14 protein-coding genes and 1 pseudogene are annotated in these 16,261 nt (G+C 70.4%); 5 read left to right on the plus strand and 10 right to left on the minus strand.

Annotated elements, in window-relative coordinates:
• Positions 1–312: 312 nt before the first annotated feature.
• From P8A20_RS32755 to P8A20_RS32780, 6 genes are all read right to left on the minus strand, one after another.
• Entirely contained in the window at positions 313–753 is a 441-nt protein-coding gene (locus tag P8A20_RS32755; RefSeq protein ID WP_147962603.1) for a hypothetical protein, read from the minus strand.
• Positions 754–1,041: 288 nt separating this feature from the next.
• Entirely contained in the window at positions 1,042–2,256 is a 1,215-nt protein-coding gene (locus tag P8A20_RS32760) for a metallophosphoesterase (protein ID WP_147962604.1), read from the minus strand.
• Between the two features lie 218 nt (positions 2,257–2,474).
• A complete protein-coding gene (locus tag P8A20_RS32765; protein ID WP_306104795.1) occupies positions 2,475–2,900 on the minus strand; it encodes an FKBP-type peptidyl-prolyl cis-trans isomerase in 426 nt (141 codons plus the stop codon).
• Between the two features lie 234 nt (positions 2,901–3,134).
• Positions 3,135–4,274, minus strand: coding sequence for a M20 family metallopeptidase (locus tag P8A20_RS32770; protein ID WP_147962606.1), 1,140 nt, complete (start codon positions 4,272–4,274; stop codon positions 3,135–3,137).
• Positions 4,275–4,285: 11 nt separating this feature from the next.
• Positions 4,286–5,710, minus strand: a complete 1,425-nt coding sequence (locus tag P8A20_RS32775) for an aldehyde dehydrogenase family protein (protein ID WP_306104796.1) — start codon at positions 5,708–5,710, stop codon at positions 4,286–4,288.
• 81 nt (positions 5,711–5,791) lie between these two features.
• Positions 5,792–7,354, minus strand: a complete 1,563-nt coding sequence (locus P8A20_RS32780) for a GMC family oxidoreductase (protein ID WP_306104797.1) — start codon at positions 7,352–7,354, stop codon at positions 5,792–5,794.
• Between the two features lie 131 nt (positions 7,355–7,485).
• Here P8A20_RS32780 and P8A20_RS32785 point away from each other — a divergent pair, with 131 nt between their 5' ends.
• Positions 7,486–7,983 carry a GbsR/MarR family transcriptional regulator gene (locus P8A20_RS32785; protein ID WP_306104798.1) on the plus strand — a complete coding sequence of 166 codons (498 nt, stop codon included), beginning with the start codon at positions 7,486–7,488 and terminating at the stop codon, positions 7,981–7,983.
• A gap of 145 nt (positions 7,984–8,128) precedes the next feature.
• On the opposite strand, the gene P8A20_RS32790 is transcribed toward P8A20_RS32785, so the two are convergent.
• Both P8A20_RS32790 and P8A20_RS32795 read right to left on the minus strand, forming a co-directional pair.
• On the minus strand, positions 8,129–8,629 hold the full coding sequence (locus P8A20_RS32790; RefSeq protein ID WP_147962610.1) for a hypothetical protein: 501 nt from the start codon (positions 8,627–8,629) through the stop codon (positions 8,129–8,131).
• 183 nt (positions 8,630–8,812) lie between these two features.
• Positions 8,813–9,067, minus strand: a complete 255-nt coding sequence (locus tag P8A20_RS32795) for a hypothetical protein (RefSeq protein WP_306104799.1) — start codon at positions 9,065–9,067, stop codon at positions 8,813–8,815.
• A gap of 318 nt (positions 9,068–9,385) precedes the next feature.
• Here P8A20_RS32795 and P8A20_RS32800 point away from each other — a divergent pair, with 318 nt between their 5' ends.
• From P8A20_RS32800 to P8A20_RS32815, 4 genes and pseudogenes are all read left to right on the plus strand, one after another.
• Positions 9,386–9,904 (plus strand): hypothetical protein, encoded by a 519-nt coding sequence (locus P8A20_RS32800; RefSeq protein WP_147962611.1) that lies wholly within the window; start codon positions 9,386–9,388, stop codon positions 9,902–9,904.
• Between the two features lie 140 nt (positions 9,905–10,044).
• Positions 10,045–12,930, plus strand: coding sequence for a helix-turn-helix transcriptional regulator (locus P8A20_RS32805; RefSeq protein ID WP_306104800.1), 2,886 nt, complete (start codon positions 10,045–10,047; stop codon positions 12,928–12,930).
• A gap of 132 nt (positions 12,931–13,062) precedes the next feature.
• On the plus strand, positions 13,063–13,503 hold the full coding sequence (locus P8A20_RS32810) for an ATP-binding protein (RefSeq protein WP_187282364.1): 441 nt from the start codon (positions 13,063–13,065) through the stop codon (positions 13,501–13,503).
• 41 nt (positions 13,504–13,544) lie between these two features.
• Positions 13,545–13,916 (plus strand): annotated as a pseudogene (locus tag P8A20_RS32815) (methyltransferase domain-containing protein); the annotation flags it as partial.
• Between the two features lie 40 nt (positions 13,917–13,956).
• On the opposite strand, the gene P8A20_RS32820 reads toward P8A20_RS32815, so the two are convergent.
• Together P8A20_RS32820 and P8A20_RS32825 are read right to left on the minus strand one after the other, a co-directional pair.
• Positions 13,957–14,382: a spore-associated protein A gene (locus P8A20_RS32820; RefSeq protein WP_147962614.1), complete on the minus strand. Its 426-nt coding sequence runs from the start codon at positions 14,380–14,382 to the stop codon at positions 13,957–13,959.
• Between the two features lie 263 nt (positions 14,383–14,645).
• Positions 14,646–16,154: a DUF4246 domain-containing protein gene (locus P8A20_RS32825; RefSeq protein ID WP_306104801.1), complete on the minus strand. Its 1,509-nt coding sequence runs from the start codon at positions 16,152–16,154 to the stop codon at positions 14,646–14,648.
• Between the last annotated feature and the right edge of the window lie 107 nt (positions 16,155–16,261).

Below are 16,261 nucleotides of genomic sequence, written 5' to 3' on the forward strand. Positions count from 1 at the left end.
AGCCGACTTGGCGCTCCCGTCCCAGATCGGCGACCGCAGCGGCCGCTGGATCGCCTTCGAGTACGTCAAAACTGTCGGCAGCCGATCGCGGCCCTCCGCATCAACCGCACCAGCGAGTTCACGGTGGACCTGGTCACGGGGCGAGCTGAACGAAACCGCGGCCGCTCAAGCTTTCCGGAACAACACCTCTCGGCGCTGCGACGGCAGCATCGACCCGTAGCTGGGCACAGGCGAGCAACGTTCGTCGGTTCTGCAAGGACAGGTCGATGTGGACCGATGGTTCACCTCGACGCGAGTGGGCGCTGGAGATGGTCAGCGGCGGCCCGTGTTCAGGATGACGAGGAACTGGCCGCCGCCCGGTTCGATGTCGGCGGTCACCGGCAGCCCCGGTACCAGTCGGGAGAAACGGTCCACCAGCCAATTCGCCGCCTCTTGGGCGTCCCGCTCGGTCGGACAACGGCCCACCATCTCGCGGCCCCCCTTGCGCTCCAGTCTCCCGGCAACGGTGAGCAGTGGCGCTGGTTCGACCACGTGCAGGTGGTCCGGCCAGGCGATGACTACCTTGACCGCGCCCTTGCGGGTGTTGCATCCGCGGTGCGCGAGCCGCTCGGCGACCTTGGCCTTCCGGTCGGCAGTCCGGCTGTCGACGCTGGGCCCCCGCGGGTCGTTTACCGACTCGTCGGGGTCGACTGCTTCGTCGCACACCCAGCACCGCCAGCTGTCGCGCTCGGCCACATCATCAAGGAGACTCATCCGAGCAAACTAGCCTGCCCAGCCGCCACCCCGCGCACCAGGGCCCCGGCGAGGTCTCGACACCGGCCGACAACGCTGCAACGTCGTTCAACCGTCACCTCGATGGCCAGGGGCGCCGGAGGGTGGTGACGGCCCGGTGCGGCGTGGAGCGCGCGGTGGATCTGCTGGATGTCGTGGTCGCCGATGAGTGCATATTGCTCCTTCTGCCACTGATCCGAGCGACGCCAACAGGTCTGTCCCGAGCCGACCCGACGTCTTCGGCCGGGTTCCGGCGAGGCGCCACCGAGGTCAGGCGGGCTGCTGCGGGGAGCGCAGCACGAGCAGGGTGATCTCGCTGGGGGCGAAGACGCGGAAGGGCGGGCCCCAGAAGCCGGTACCGCGGCTGGTGTAGAGGAGGGTGCGGGCGCCGTGGTGGCTGAGGCCGGCGAGGGCCGGCTGGTCGAGGCGGACCAGGTGGTGGAAGGGCCAGATCTGCCCGCCGTGGGTGTGGCCGGAGAGCTGGAGGTCGACGCCGTGCGCTGCCGCACGGTCGATGAACTTGGGCTGGTGGGCGAGGAGAAGGACCGGGAGGTCTGGGTCGGCGCCGTCCAGGGCTCCGGCGAGGTGGGCGCGGTGGCCTTCGAGTCCGGAGGACTCCGCGGTGACGTCGTCGACGCCGGCGACCACGAGGGTGTCACCACCGCGTTCGAGCAGCAGATGGCGGTTGCGCAGTGGCTCCCAGCCCAGCTCGTCCATCAGGTCCACCCAGCCCTGGGCCTCGCTGTAGTACTCGTGGTTGCCGGTGACGTAGACACGGGCCCGAGTCGCCTGCACGGTGCCCAGTGGGGCCGCTTGGGCGCGACGGCGTTCGGCCGTGCCGTCCGCGATGTCACCGGTGTGGCAGACCAGGTCGGCCTCCAGGGTGTTCACCTTCTCGCAGACCCGCTCCGACCACCGGGCGCGGTCGAGCGGACCGTAGTGGGTGTCCGTGATGAGGGCGACCCGGGTTCCGTCGAGCCCGGCTCCCAGCCGGGGGAGTCGCACGTCGAGTCGGCGTACGCGCGGCACGCGTCGGGCCTCGACGTATCCCCAGGCGAGCAGCACGGCGGCCACGCCGACGACGGCCCAGGTGACGATGCGGGCCCGGTCCTGTCCGTCGCCGACGCCGGCCACGGTCAGGGTGAGCCGGAGCAGGACGCCGAGCAGCACGGACCAGGTGAACAGGATCCAGATGCTGCCCAGCAGTGTGTCACCGACGATCGCCGCACGGTCCTGCTGGCGCCGGCCGTGGCCACGCGCCATCGCGAGCGGCATACCGATCAGACCGAGGGCGAACAGCGCGGTGCCGATCGGCGTGACGGGGAACGGCCAGTGCTGGCCGGTATGCAGGAGGACCCAGCACGGCACTGCCCACAGCAGGACGGGCGCGACCAGGGGGATGTAGCGCATCAGGCGCTGCAGTCGGCTCCGGGGTGCCGCTTCCGCTTCACTGGCGGCGGATCGGGCGTTGTCGGTCTCGGTCACGCTTCCCCTCCTGAGGTTCTGTCCGGCGCGTCGTGCCGGTGGCGGAGCCGCGACATGATCCGCGACCTTGCTCCGGCCCCGGCTTCCGGAGTCCTTGGAGAGCCCATTGTCCGCCGTCGCGTAAGGGGCTGATCCTCAGGGTTCGGTTCGTCCGTGCCTTCGACCCCAGGACAGCTGAACTCTCCGGACAGCTGAACTCCACTGGACCGCAGCGGTTTTCAGCTTCCTGACGGGTCCGTGGAACCGGTCCTCGTCGAGGTCGTAGGCGCGACGACCGTGAGCAGGTCGACGACGAAGATCAGCGTCGAGCCCGCCGGGATCAGCGCGGAGGGTGACTGCTTGCCGTAACCGAGACGCGGGGGAACGATGATCTCGCGCCGGCCACCGACCTTCATTCCCCTCACTCCCCGGTCCCAGCCCTTGATGACCCTGCCACCGCCCACGGCGAACTTGAACGGCCGGTTCCGCTCCCAGGAGGAGTCGAACTCCCTCCCGGACGCGAACGTGACACCTACGTAGTGGAGCTGGACGACCCTGCCCGGCTGCGCCTCGGGTCCGTCCCCGACCACGAGGTCCCGGACCGTCAGCTCGGTGGGTGCGTCGCCCTCCGGGACCTCGACCCTGGGCTTCGTCGCTTCGCTCATCACGGGTCCCATCGCTCGCCACCGGAATCTCCCGTACGGGCCGGTCGACACATGGACATTCCATGCGGCAGGCGATCACGCTACAGGTAGGGCCCGTGCCCGGAGGTGCGACCCGTGCCGGGGGGACACGGCTCCCGAATCCGAGGGGTGTACCGGACCGGAAGCCGGGCCTCACCGCTACCGGATCGGAAGCCGGGCCTCACCCACGTTGCGGCCGCGGCTTCCGACCACGCCTCATGAGCGGCCCGTTCGCGAGGACGCGGCGAGGTCGGCGGCGGTCCAGGCCATGGCGATGGCGCCTTCGACAACGGCGCGGTCGGCTGCCGGTGTGATGCACGCGGCGGTGAACTCGGGCTGGTGGTTGACCGCGGGTGCGCAGTCCAGTCCGAGCATGGGGTGGATGGTGGGCACGACGTGGGAGACGTTGCCCATGTCGGTGGCGGCTCCGACGGCCGCGCCGCCGGGCAGGTCGGCGAAGGTCCGGCCGAGGGCCTCCGCGTTGCTCCGGTACAGCGCCAGTAGCCGCGGGTCGGGTCGCAGGTCGGCGTAGTCGGGGCCGGCCGGGGCGATCGACAGGTCACAGCCGGTCGCGAGCGCCCCGGCCTCGAAGCAGCGCTGTACACGTGCCGTGAGCGGTGCGAGCTCCGACAGCGTGTCCGAGCGGACGACCCATCGGCCGCGGCTGGCCTCCGGGATGATGTTCGCCGCGCTGCCGGCTTCTGTGACGATGCCCTGGACACGGTCCCCGCGTGTTGTCTGCTGGCGCATCAGTCCGATGGCCACCTGGGCGACGGTCATGGCGTCGGCGGCGTTGAGGCCGCGTTCGGGATAGGCACCCGCGTGCGCGGGCCTCCCGCGGTAGGACACGTCGAACATGGAGACCGCCGAGCCGGGCATGGCGTCCATCTCGGCCGCCGCGGGATGCACCATCATGGCGGCGTCGAGTCCGTCGAAGGCTCCGCGTTCGAGCATCAGGACCTTGCCGCCGCCGCCTTCCTCGGCCGGTGTCCCGAGCACGGTGAGTGTGATTCCGAGGTCGTCGGCGAGGCCCGCCAGGCCGAGGCCGGCGCCCACCGCGGCGGCAGCGATCACATTGTGTCCGCAGGCGTGGCCGATCTGCGGCAGCGCGTCGTACTCCGCGCAGACCGCGATGTGCAGCGGCCCGGAGCCCACGGTGGCACGGACCGCGGTGGGCAGGCCGTAGCAGCCGTGCTCGACCTCGAAACCGGCTTCGCTCAGGTGCCGGGCGACCCAGTCACTGGCCCGGACCTCCTCGAAGGCGAGTTCCGGATGGGCGTGGATCCGGTGGGACAGATCCACCAGTCCGCGTTCCGCGGTCCGGATCCGCCGCTCGATGATGCTCCTGGGGTTCACCGGTGCGGTCTTCACGGCGTCGGCCGCGGGGCGATGTGGACGGTGGCCGCCCTGGTGGCGGCGTCGTAGGCCGCGGTCGAACCCGTGGCGCCCATGCCGCTGTCACCGGCGGGTTCGTAGAGGCGTTCGGGCCCGCCGCCCTGCCACTGATTGATCCAGACGACACCTGCGGGGAGCCGGGCCGCCGCGGCGATGTGGTCGGGGTCGTCGGTGTAGACCGTCGCGGCGAGGCCGAAGCGGGACCGGGAGGCACGCTCCAGGCCCTCCTCGAAGGAGGCGACGACCACGACGGGCGCGAGCGGGCCGAACGTCTCCTCCTTCATCACCAGCATCGACTCGTCGACGCCGGTCAGGACCGTGGCTGGGTAGAAGAAGCCCTTGCCGTCCGGGTCGATCCCTCCCGCGCGGACCGTCGCACCGCGCTCGACCGCGTCGGCGACGTGCCGCCGGACGATGTCGCGCTGACGCCCGTCGACCAGCGGGCCCATCATCACGCCTTCGTCGTGACCGTCCCCCATGGTGTACGTCTGTGCCGCCTGCACCAGGGCGTCGATGAACTCGTCGGCGATCTCCTGGTGCACGTATACACGTTCCATGGACGTGCAGATCTGCCCGGTGTTCACGAACGCGCCGAACGCGACGGCGGCGGCCGTCGCGGCCGGGTCGACTCCCGAGTCGATGACGACGGGGTCCTTGCCGCCGAGTTCGAGCACCGCGCGGTGCAACAGCCTGCCGGTCCCCGCTCCGACTTTCCGGCCCGCCTCGACAGATCCCGTGAAGTGCACGAGTCGGATCTCCTCGTGCTCGGCCAGAGGCACTCCGGCACGCGCGTCGCCGAGGACCAGGTTCACCACCCCCGGCGGCAGGTTCAGCAGCTCGAAGAGCCTCACGGCCGACATCGGTGAGAGCTCGGAGGGTTTGACGACCACGGTGTTGCCGGCCGCCAGCAGGGGGCCGAGCGCGCCGAGAACCATGGGGACCGGGAAGTTCCAGGGTGTGATCACCGCGGTGGCTCCCAGCGGGTGACGCAGGACCCTCGTCGCGCTGCCGTCCGGGTGGCCGATCGTCTCCTCGAAGCCGTACGACAGCGCCTGGGCCGCCGCGGCCTTGAGGCCGGCGACCGCACCGTCGATGAAGGTGCGGCCGATCCCGGTCGGCTTGCCCATCTCCCGGCACTCGAGTCCGGCGAGTTCGTCGGCGTGCTCGGCGACGGTGTCGGCCCAGGCGGAGATGTGCGCGACACGCTCGGCCACGGGCAGCGCCGCCCAGGCGGGCTGCGCCCGCGCCGCTGCGGCCACCGCGCGGTCGACGTCGCGCCGACAGCCACCGGGAACGCGGGCGACGACGTCCTCGGTCGCGGGGTTGACGACATCGAGCAGCGCGTCACTCAGGGAGTCCTCCCAGATGCCGCCGACAAGGTTCTGCAAGGTCTTCATCGGGAGATCTCCTCCGTGGACATGGCGGGGCCGTGACCACTGCCACGGCCCGCTGAAAGGAAACGGACGATTGGGGGTGTGTCAGGCGATCCGGTCGGCCATGAGCTCACCGACCATGATCGTGGCGAGATTCGTGTTGGCCCGGGGCACGCTGGGGAAGACCGAGGCGTCGACCACGTGAAGGCCGTCCACTCCGAGGACGCGGCACTCGCTGTCGACGACCGTGCCGGGGTCGGTGGTCGCGCCCATGCGGCAGGTGCTGGTGCCGTGCTGCGCGTCCACGACCGTGGCCAGCAAGTAGTCGTCGAGTCCGCCGTCGCTCTCCAGTACGCGGAACAGATCCGCGTTCTCCTTCTCGAGCGAGCCGGCTGTGATCTCCGCCGCCTCGGGCCGGCGTGCCAGGTCGACCAGCGTCCGGACGCCGTGGCGCATGCGGGCGAGGTCCGTCTCGTCGGACAGCATCCGCTGCCGCACCGACGGCTGGTCGGAGGGGTCGGCCGAGACCAGCGTCAGTACACCGCGGGAGTGGTTCTGGTTCAGCCAGATCCCGAAGGCGCCCGAACCGGTGCCGGTCGAGGCGGTGGCCATGGTCAGCACGTTCTGGTTGAGCGAGACGAACATCAAGTCGTTCTGCGGGGCGTCGGCGCCGCTGGTCCATCGGACGCAGACGTTGGTGTGCCGATCGTGCGGTGTCTTCACCGCCGCGGCATCCGTCAGCGGGATCGACACCAGAGACATCGGGTGGTCCTGCATGCCGCGCCCCACCGGAAGGTCGTGGCGCACGTCGATGCCCACGGAGCGCAGGTGCTCCGCGGGGCCGATGCCCGAGCGCATGAGGATCGCGGGGGAGTGGATCACACCGGCGCTGAGGACGACGGTGTCGGCCTCTTCGGTCACCACTCGTCCGTCGACGAGCAGCCGTACTCCCGTCGCCCGGCTCCCGGCGAAGATCACCTGGTCCACGAGAGCGCCTCCGCGGACGGTGAGCGTGCTCAGTTCCCGGGCCGCCTCCAGGTACGCGTCGTTGACCGTCACCCGCCGGCCGTCACGTGAGTTGATCGGGTAGGGCGAAACACCCGTCGCCGTCGGCGCGTTGACGTCCGGGGCCCAGCCGAAGCCGGCCGCGAGAGCGGAACGGGCCAGAGCACCGTCGACCGCGCCCCACCGGTCCTGAGACATCCGATGGATCGGCGTCGGCCCGCCACGGCCGTGGTGCGGCTCGTCGCCGAACTCCGTGTCGTCCTCCAGTCTCGCGAAGTAGGGCAGGACATCCTCCGGCGACCACCCCGAACAGCCAAGGGCCGCCCAGTCGTCGAAGTCCGCCATGGGCGGCCGGATCGCGATCTGCCCGTTGATCGACGAACTGCCACCGACCCCCCGGCCGCGCCAGTACGGCGCGGACCGCTGCTTGTCGGTCCGGGACGACATCAGCCCCATCCAGAGCAGCCCCTCCGCCGCCGTGGGGTCCATCAGCGCGACCACCGGGTTGGGCGAACGCCACGCCTCGTGCATCTGTGCCGACCGGTAATCGGGGCCCGCTTCCAGCAGCAGGACGCGCTTTCCCTTCTCCGCCGAGCGCACCGCATACGCCGCGCCCGCGGATCCCGCCCCCACCACGATGACGTCCCAGCCGCCGCTCGTCATATCTCGTCTCCCGCCGTAGGGTGATCGGTCATGGCCTCGGAGGTCCGCAGGCTTGCCTGGCACTCTCCACTCGGGCGCAGGGTTCAGTCAATACTGAACGTTCAACTTATTCTGATTTTTGGAGGACCTCGGTGTCCCAGGCGCCCGAGGGCATCGACGCCGACGCCCACGAAGCACTCGTCGGGGAGTTCGGCATGCGTGTCGGCCGGGCGATGGGCTGGCCGCCGATGGCCGGCCGGGCGGCCCGCCTGTTGATGCTGAGCGAGAGCCCGATGACCCTCGCGGAACTCCAGGACGCCCTCGACGCGAGCAAGGGGTCGGTTTCGGAGATGACACGGCTGCTCGTCACCAACGGCACCGTGGAGCGCTACAAGGAGCCCGGGCAGCGGCACTTCGTCTACCGCTGGAGGGACGACGCCTGGATCGGGTGCCTGCAGCACATCGTCGACACGACCGCACAACTGCGCGAGCTTGCCGAACGGGCGCAGGGGCGGGGCACGGGGATGACGGCGGTGCAGCAGCTCCGGCTCAGCGAGATGCAGGAGTACTACCGCTTCATGGTGAGCAGTCTCGAGTCGCTGCTGTCGGAATACACGGCCGCACGGGCATCTCGCGGGACGCGGTCGTAACAGCCGGCCTGGGGCGGACCACGGCCGGCCCGCCGGGGAGAAGGCGCGAGCCGCACCCCGAGCCCGTGGACGGGCGACCGCTCCAGGCCTCGGGGACGGGAGACCGCTCCAGGTCCCGGGCATCGCCGCCGCCCGCACGCGGCGATCACTGGAGGGCGCCGGTGCGCCTTCCCTCGGCCAGAAGGGCCTGCACCAGGGCGGACTTCGTTCCGGGCGCCACGAACCAGAGCGGTGAGGCGGAACCGCTCCTGAAGATCTCGATGCGGTGGCAGCCCATGACGAGACCCACCACCGCCGTCTGCTGCACCCCGGTCACCTCGCTCCACGCCACGGAGTCGCGTACCCGGCCCAACCGGTTGGTGACGGCCACGCCGTCCGCGCACAGGTAACACCTGGTCACACCGAGCACGGCGGTGAGTCGGCGCCATCCGAACTTCAGGGCGTACACGACGGCCACCACGGCCGTCGTGGGAATGGCGTTGTCATTGACCGCCGAGGGGTTCACGACCGTGGCGACGAGCATGAAGACCCAGAGGATCAGCATGAATCCCCTCAGCACCTGCATCATGGCGCCCATCGCCGGGTTGATGACGGCGTGATCACCGCGGATCATGCCGAGCCCTGGAACAGCCGTTCTGTTTCGCACTGATGCTCCCTCGGTCGGAATCTGCGTTCGCGTGCATGTCCTGGCCCCACCCGGCTGCGTCCTCGGTGGCTCGAACCGAGGCGTGGCGGCCCGGTCCCACGCGGGCCGCGCCTGCGTCGGCCGGCACAGGGACGGAAGGCCGAGGGCCGGACCTCTTCCCTCGGGCCCCGGGCTGACGGTCAGTCAGTCAGGAGGAGGCCCTTCATCGCCGCGAGGGGTGCGGGCTCCTGAGCCGTGGAGCAGGGTGCTGTCGCAGGCGGGCAGTTCGCCCCGCACCCGCGCCAGCCCCTCGGCATCCACACAGCCCACCGAGATATCGCCCTTGTCGGTTAAGTCCTTGGCGCAGCCGCGTCCCTGTCCGCCGTGGATCCGCATGCGGCGAGAAGTCAGCGCGAGGACCACTCCGAGGAGGGGGGAGACAAGGACGCGGCGTGACACGTGGGCACCTCTTGTCCGAAGGGCGAATGATCCGAACGCCGGCAGTTGCGGGCACACGGCCGTGCTGCGGCGCGGGGACCGATGCTCGCAGGATCCGCCGCCGAGGGCGTCGGTGGAACCACGTACTTCGCTACGTAACAGCTGGGCGGTCGACCCCGCACACCCGGAACTGCGTAGAACTCGTCAGGGAAACCACGGACTCGCGACACCACGGTGGGTGGGAGAGTCGTGGCCGGCCCGGGAGACGTACACGTGTGACGGCCGTTTTCACGGAGGGCAGGCGGTGTGACGCGAAGGCCAGGGACATGGCAACGGAGGGTGAACCTGACCGGCGCGGTGGTCAGTCTCACGATCGCCGGGTGGCTGATCTGGCTGTTCCCCGCACCCCACCTGGCGGCCGTTCTGCGAATCGGCCCCGTGGACGGCGTCATGACGATCACCTCGTGCTACGGGGCCACTGACGCGCAGGGGAATCCGGACGGCACCGACTGCAGCGGCACGTACACGCCGCGGACGGCGGGCGAGCCCTCACATCGGATCACCCTGGACGAGGCCGCCCGATCGCACGAACCGGGCAGCACCCTGGAGGTGCGGACGGCGCGAGGCAGAGCCCACGAATTCTCGGGCGACGCGCTGGGGACGTGGGTCACCGTCACCGGGCTCATCCTCGGACCGTTCCTCGCACTGGCGCTGTCGTTCCGTGCCTGCGCGCGGGACGGCACCTGGAGCCACGACGCCGACTACGTCGCGGTCCTGATCGCCGCCCAGTTGGCAGCCCTCGCCCTCGGATTCCTGGTGGGCATCCCCGTCTCGATCGCCACCGCGCTGCTCGGCTGAGAGGGCGGGGCGCCGCAGGCCCGGCGTGCTCGGCGGACGTGCCGGACGCGGCTTTCGTACGACTGCCGAACGGCTGTCCGCCCGACGTGGTAGACAATGCCGTGGAGTTCGGTGGAGAGATCACACACGTGGGAGCGTCGGTGGACGCTGCCACAGGTCACGACAGCGGGAGCTCCCTCGTCGGCCGCACGGCCGAGCTGGGACTGCTCGACACGGTGATCGACAGGCTGGGCCAGGGGGCCCCGTCCTACGTCGACATCACCGGCGCGGCAGGGATCGGCAAGAGCCGGCTGATGGCGGAGTTCTGCCTGCGGGCACGGCGGCGCGGGGTGACGGTACTGCGCGGCCGGGCGGCGGAGTACGAGCGGCACCTCCCGTTCCATCCGTTCGCCGACGCTTTCGCCGATCTCGACGACCGCCCGCCGCGCGAACCCGGCCTGTCCGACGCGGTCTCCCGCATCCTCGGCGGCCGTGGAGCAGGGCCGCCCACCGGCCCGGTGCCCGCCACTGCCGACCGTTTCGGTCTCCACCGATCGGTCGCAGGGCTGCTGGCGCGACTCGGCCGGTCCGGTGGCCTGGTGGTGGCGCTGGACGACGTGCACTGGGCGGACCCGGCGTCCCTGGAGCTCCTGGACCACCTCGTACGGCATCCCGTGCCGGGCCCGGTCGTCCTCGTGGCCGCCCGCCGCGACCGGCAGACTCCGACCGCACTCACCGCGGCGCTCACGCGCGAAGCCGATACCGAGGCGGTACTCCGGATCGGTCTGGCGCCGCTCGCGGAACAGGACTGCGTCGAAGGGCTCGCCCCCGACCTGCCGCGCGACCGGGCCGCGCACCTGTACGCCGCAGGCGAGGGAAACCCGCTCTACTTCCTCTCCCTCCTCCACGCGCACCGCGAGAAGGCCGCGCCACGGGGTACGCCCTCCTCGGCCCCCGCCGGGATCGGCCTCGGTGAACCGCCCACCGGACTCGGAGCGCTGCTGCTCGACGAGCTGGCCCCGCTGACGCCGTCGCAACGCGGGACCTTGGAGGCGATCGCCGTGCTCGGCGACCACGCCGTGTCCCCGGTGATCCGCAGAGCGACCGGACGTACCGATGCCGAGCTCGACGACGACCTGGACACCCTTGCGCGGCGTGACCTCGTGCGGTCGGGCCCGGCAGGCCGAATGGTGTTGCGCCACCCGGTGATCCGGGCACTGGTCCACGAGTCCACCGCCGCTCGGCGGCGCGTCGAGATCCATCATGCCGCCGCAGCCGAGCTGGCCCGCACCGGCGCACCGGCCGTCGAGCAGGCACAGCACATCGAACGGTCGGTGACGACGTGGGACCCGGGGGCCTACTCCGTGCTGAGGCAGGCAGCGGAGCAGACCGCTTCGACTGCCCCGACGAGCTGCGCACACTGGCTCCAGGCCGCCCTCCGGCTGCTGCCCGACACGGTCGAACACGGCCCCGAACGACGCGATCTGATGCTGCGGCGTGCTCGGGCACTCGGTGTGGCCGGCGGGCTGCGGGAGAGCCGCGACCTGTTGCACAAGGTCATCAGCACGGCCGGCCCCGACGAGAGCGGCCTCAGGACCTCTGCGGTCGTGCTGTGCGCCTCGACCGAGCGGCACCTCGGCAGATACCCCGAGGCGATCGCACTCCTGCGCCGTGAACTGAGCAGGCAGCCGGAACCCTCGCCGGCCGACAGGGTGTCGATCGGCCTCGAACTGAGCTCGTCCGCACCGCACAACGCCTCCTATCCGCAGATGCGGGACGAAGTAGTGCGTACTCTCGCGGATGCTCGCGCTCTCGGCAACGAGCCAGGGGAAGCAGGGGCACTGGCGGTCGCCGCCTTCGGCGAGGCGTACGAGGGCAATGTGGCCGCGGCGAGCGCCTACGCCGCGCAGGCGGCCGGGCTGCTGGACGGTCTGCCCGACGACGACCTCACGGCGCTGTGCGAACCGCTGGGCAGACTGGGCTGGGCCGAGGCATTCCTCGGTCGCTTCACGGATGCCGAGCGCCACGCCGACCGGGGCCTCGGGATAGCCCGGCACAGCGGGCAGATCTACCTCCTGCCACTCCTGCTGCTCTGCAAGGCACACGTACGTATCCAGACCTGCCGCCTGCCGTCGGCCCGGGAGCTGGCGGACGAGGCCGAGGACATCGCCCGAGGCATCGGCAGCAGCGAACTGCTCGCCTTCGTCCTGGCCAACAAGGCCCAGGTGCGTATCGCGGCGTCCGCCCCCGGTGACCCGGAGGCACTGGCGGTGGCCGAGGAGGCCGTCGCGACCATGGGGCCGAGTGACAACTGGCGGGCCTCCATGGCGTGGTGCATGCTCGGCTACGCCGCGATCACCGGCGGCGATCCGCACCGCGCCCGGGACGCCTTCCTCCGGGCCGGCGGCGACGACCTGCGTGGACTTCAGCCCTCGATGCGTCCTCTCTTCCTGGAACTGCTCGTCACGGCGGCCCTCTCCACAGGGGACGTCGACTCCGCGTCCGCATGGTCCGGGCGGGCCCACGACGAGGCGGAGCGGCTCGGTCTGCCCGTGCAGCGTGCCTCCGCGATGCGGAGCGCGGCCCAGCTCGCACTGCACGACGGTGCCACCGCCAGGGCCGCGACGCTGCTCTCCGAGGCAGCTGCGCTGTGCGCACGCTCCGGTGCGGTGTTCTGGGAGGCGAGGTCACTGCTGCTCGCGGCCCCCGTGACGACAGCCGCCGGGTTCGGCACGCGCGGAGCGGCCATGTGGGAGCAGGGCCGACGGCTGGCCACCGGCGGAGGCGCGGGCCTGCTGGTCGGTCTGGCGGAACTGACGCGGACTTCCACCTCGCCCACGGTATCCGTCGCGCCTCCGTGGCTGGCCTCGTTGACGGCACGCGAACGACAGGTCGCCGACATGGTGGCGGAGGGCCTCACCAACCAGGCGATCGCCACCAGGCTCTTCCTCAGCCCGCGTACCGTCGAGACCCATCTGTCCCGGGTGTTCCGCAAGACCGGTGTCGCCACCCGGGCGGGTCTGGCCGCGCTCATGGCCCGTTCCTGACACCGGGAAGCACCCTTGCGGGCGCACACCTCGCCCCGTCCCGGGTTCGGCTGCGGGGCGTCGGCACTTGCCGGGGTGTGCCTCGAAGCCGGGGGTAGGAGAGAGGACGGCGGAATGAGCGAGGGAGGGCTGATGGCGAAGGACACGTCACTGCGGGCGATGGGATGGGCGCAGTCGTTTCCGGTGTCGCAAGGGGTGCGGGCCGGCCGTCGGTGGACGCGGGATCATTTGACGTCCTTGGCATGGACCGCGGACGCTCCCGAGGTGGTGGACGCGATCCTGCTCAGTGTCTCCGAGCTGATCACCAACGCGCACGTGCACGCGCACAGCGACGCCCAACTGGTCCTCACCTGGGACAGTCATTGCCTGCACGTCAGTGTCCACGACTCCGACCCCCTGCCCCCCGCCAAGCAGGCCGAGGACGTCACGACGACCGGGGGGCGCGGACTGGCGATCGTCGACGCTCTCGCCGACGCCTGGGCCACGCATCCGCAGGCTTCGGGGAAGACGGTCACCGCCTGCTTCGTCCCACCGGGGGCTCCGAAGCCCCGGCACGGCGGGGACGTCAGCTGATTTCCGAGAGGGAGCGCCCGGGTCGGGAGGGACACGATCCGGGTGTCGCGGTCACCGGAATCGAGCTGAGCCGGCCCATGGTCGAGCAGTTGCGCACGAAGGCCGACTGGGAGGCGCCCCCTGTCGTCCTCGGCGACATGGCCACCGCGACCGCTCCCGGTGCGGGCCGCTTCCGGCTCGTCTGCCTGGTCCTCAACGCGATCTCCGTGCTGCAGACCCAACCCGAGCAGGTCGAGTGCTTTCGCAACGCGGCCCGCCACCTCGCACCCGGCGGCCGGTTCGTGATCGAGCTGTGGGTGCCCGAGGTGCACAAGCTCCCGCCCGACAGGAAGGCCGTGATGTTCCGGTCCGGGACCGGACACATCAGCTCGGACACCTGCGACGTGCTCAACCAGCAGGTGGTCTCGCACCACTTGACACGCCCCTCCGGCGCCGGCCCCACCGCCCGCTGGATCAGCCGCAGTTCGTCGCGTACCGGATGACGTACTGCTCGGGCGCGGGGCCGATCGCGCCGGACCAGTCGATGCAGGCTCCCTTGCCGCTGATGTACACGGGACCCGCGTAGCTGGTGTACGTGCCGTGGTCGTCCACGGCGGTGTCTCCCTGGTCGGCGAGCTGGAATCCCGCGTAGATGTAGACGCCCGTACCCGACGTGTTGCGAATGGTGACGATGCAGTTCTTCCCCGTGGCCGCGCTGTAGGTCAGATACGTCATCCCCCTGGTGCCCACCGCGGCCGAGTTGACGACGGTGTACCCGGTTCCGCAGGCGCCGTTGTACGCCGCCGCAGCGGAGGCCGAGGGTGCGGCGACGAGACCGGCCCCCAGGAATGCCATCGAGAGGGCGCCACCGGTGACCGTACGCCGCAGGGAGGGACGCATGCATACTCCTTCAGGGACGACCGTGAGGGCCGTGGGCCAGCATCAAGATCATCAGAGCATTGGGGCGTGCCCACGTCAACAGTCCTGCGCGGCTCAACTCGGCCGTGCAGCAATGAGATTGGGCCACGTAATCGGCGACCTCGGGGCCCGCGTGACGGGCGGTGTCCGGTTCGGCCGCCGGCGGTCGGTTCGGCCCTGTCGCCGGATCCGCCGCGGGCGTCCGGTGTCCGTAAGGTCGTGATGCTCGACGCCGCGGTCCGGGTTCAGTGCTCGCAGAGGGAGAATTCGCGCTCGTAGAGCTGCTCGTTGTGTTCGGCGACGAAGAACTTGCGTTCCTGCATGAGTTGTTCGCGATAGACCCTGGCCTGTTCGAGCGTCATGGTCGAGGCGTCGGACCACGGCTGCTGCGGGGGTACATCGGATGTCGAGACGATCTTCTCCGACGGGTCGACCAGGAAGAACGCGAGAATCTTTCGATATCCCGGCCGCGTGGGGTCCGTGAGGCGGAAGGACCCGACGCGGTGCTGCAGGATGTTCGGGAACGCCAGGCAGCGCCCGGCCGGCGTCGACGCCGATCCCAGAGCCTGGTTCAGGGCGTCTTCGTTCTCCAGGCCGTAGACCTCGCGCAGACCGGTGTCGTCGTTCTGTTCGTAGTTCGGGTCGTCGAGCGCCGCCCGGAAGCTCAGCCGGCTCTCGGTGATGTTCTCGCTGTCCCAGTAATAGATGCCGGTCGAGACGATCCGCTCGTTCACCATCCCCTCGACGTGCCAGGAACCGCCGAGGTACTCGGGCTCGTCCGGGGTGAGATGAATGGTGGCGAGCTTGACGATGACCTGGAGACCGCGGCCGCGCAGATCGACCCGGGCGGATTCACCGGGCAGCTCCGGCGGGGTGAAGGCCGGGGCGTCCGGGATGACCGGGCGCCGGTTCTCCCACCAGTCGTCCTGGGCCTCCTCCCAGACGCGGAGGGCTTCCGCGTAGGCCGTTTCGTCGCTGTAGGAGGACTTGTGCGGATACTCCGGCTCCGAGTCGTACCACCCGTGGGGATCGGCTTCGATCCGCAGGGGCCGCGGATGGCGCAGATCCGTGAGGACGTTCTCCAGCAGAGGACGCATGCGCGCGAACACGTCCGGCAGGACGGTCGCCAGCTCGTGATGAATCCCGGGGTGGACGTTGTTGACGTACGAACGGAAGTCGACACCGCCGTCGGCGCTGACATCGACGTCCGTGGGAAGCCACTGGAACCTCTCCGAGAACTCGTAGGCGGAGTAGCGGTCCGTGGGGTTACGCCAGGCCCGCTCGGGTGCGTTGCCCGCCTCTCTCACCAGGCAGAACAGTGAGGGATGAACCAGATCCAGTACCTGGCCGCCGGATCCCGGATGCCAGTCCCGATCCGCCTCGGGGACCTCTTCCAGAACCCGGACCGCCTCGCGCAGCCGGGACCTGAGCTTTTCGTCGACCAGCGTGTCCGAATGCCACACCCCGTCTACGGCGGACACCTCGATGCCGGTCCGCCCGTCACGCAGCGCGGCGTAATGCACGAGCTCGGCGAGCACGTACTGGATCTGTGCCTCGGTGAGCCCCTGGGCAGCCGCTTCCCGCGTCCACCTGGCGACGATGCCGGCATCGTGCATCTTGTCGAACCATCCCGGCTTCGCCCGGATGTGGGAGCTGCACCGCATCATCTGAAGTTCCCGCAGCGTCCGGGGCGTCGCGAACGATATGGAGCGGGAGGTGTGAAAGGGCAGCGGGAACGCAGGCAGGCCGGACAATTCTCTTGGTCCTCCGAGTCGGTGTGCGGTGGCGGGAACGATACGTCAGCGGACCGACACCGCAGCCGCGACCGGTGTCCCCGTCGTCGCCGAGCAGGTGAGGGACG

The organism is Streptomyces sp. Alt3 (assembly GCF_030719215.1).
Classification (GTDB): domain Bacteria; phylum Actinomycetota; class Actinomycetes; order Streptomycetales; family Streptomycetaceae; genus Streptomyces; species Streptomyces glycanivorans.

Coding starts and splice junctions, on each gene's coding strand:
- P8A20_RS32755 (WP_147962603.1), bottom strand. CDS start 753: ATGAGTCTCCTTGATGATGTGGCCGAGCGCGACAGCTGGCGGTGCTGG.
- P8A20_RS32765 (WP_306104795.1), bottom strand. CDS start 2,900: ATGAGCGAAGCGACGAAGCCCAGGGTCGAGGTCCCGGAGGGCGACGCA.
- P8A20_RS32775 (WP_306104796.1), bottom strand. CDS start 5,710: ATGAAGACCTTGCAGAACCTTGTCGGCGGCATCTGGGAGGACTCCCTG.
- P8A20_RS32780 (WP_306104797.1), bottom strand. CDS start 7,354: ATGACGAGCGGCGGCTGGGACGTCATCGTGGTGGGGGCGGGATCCGCG.
- P8A20_RS32810 (WP_187282364.1), top strand. CDS start 13,063: ATGGCGAAGGACACGTCACTGCGGGCGATGGGATGGGCGCAGTCGTTT.
- P8A20_RS32820 (WP_147962614.1), bottom strand. CDS start 14,382: ATGCGTCCCTCCCTGCGGCGTACGGTCACCGGTGGCGCCCTCTCGATG.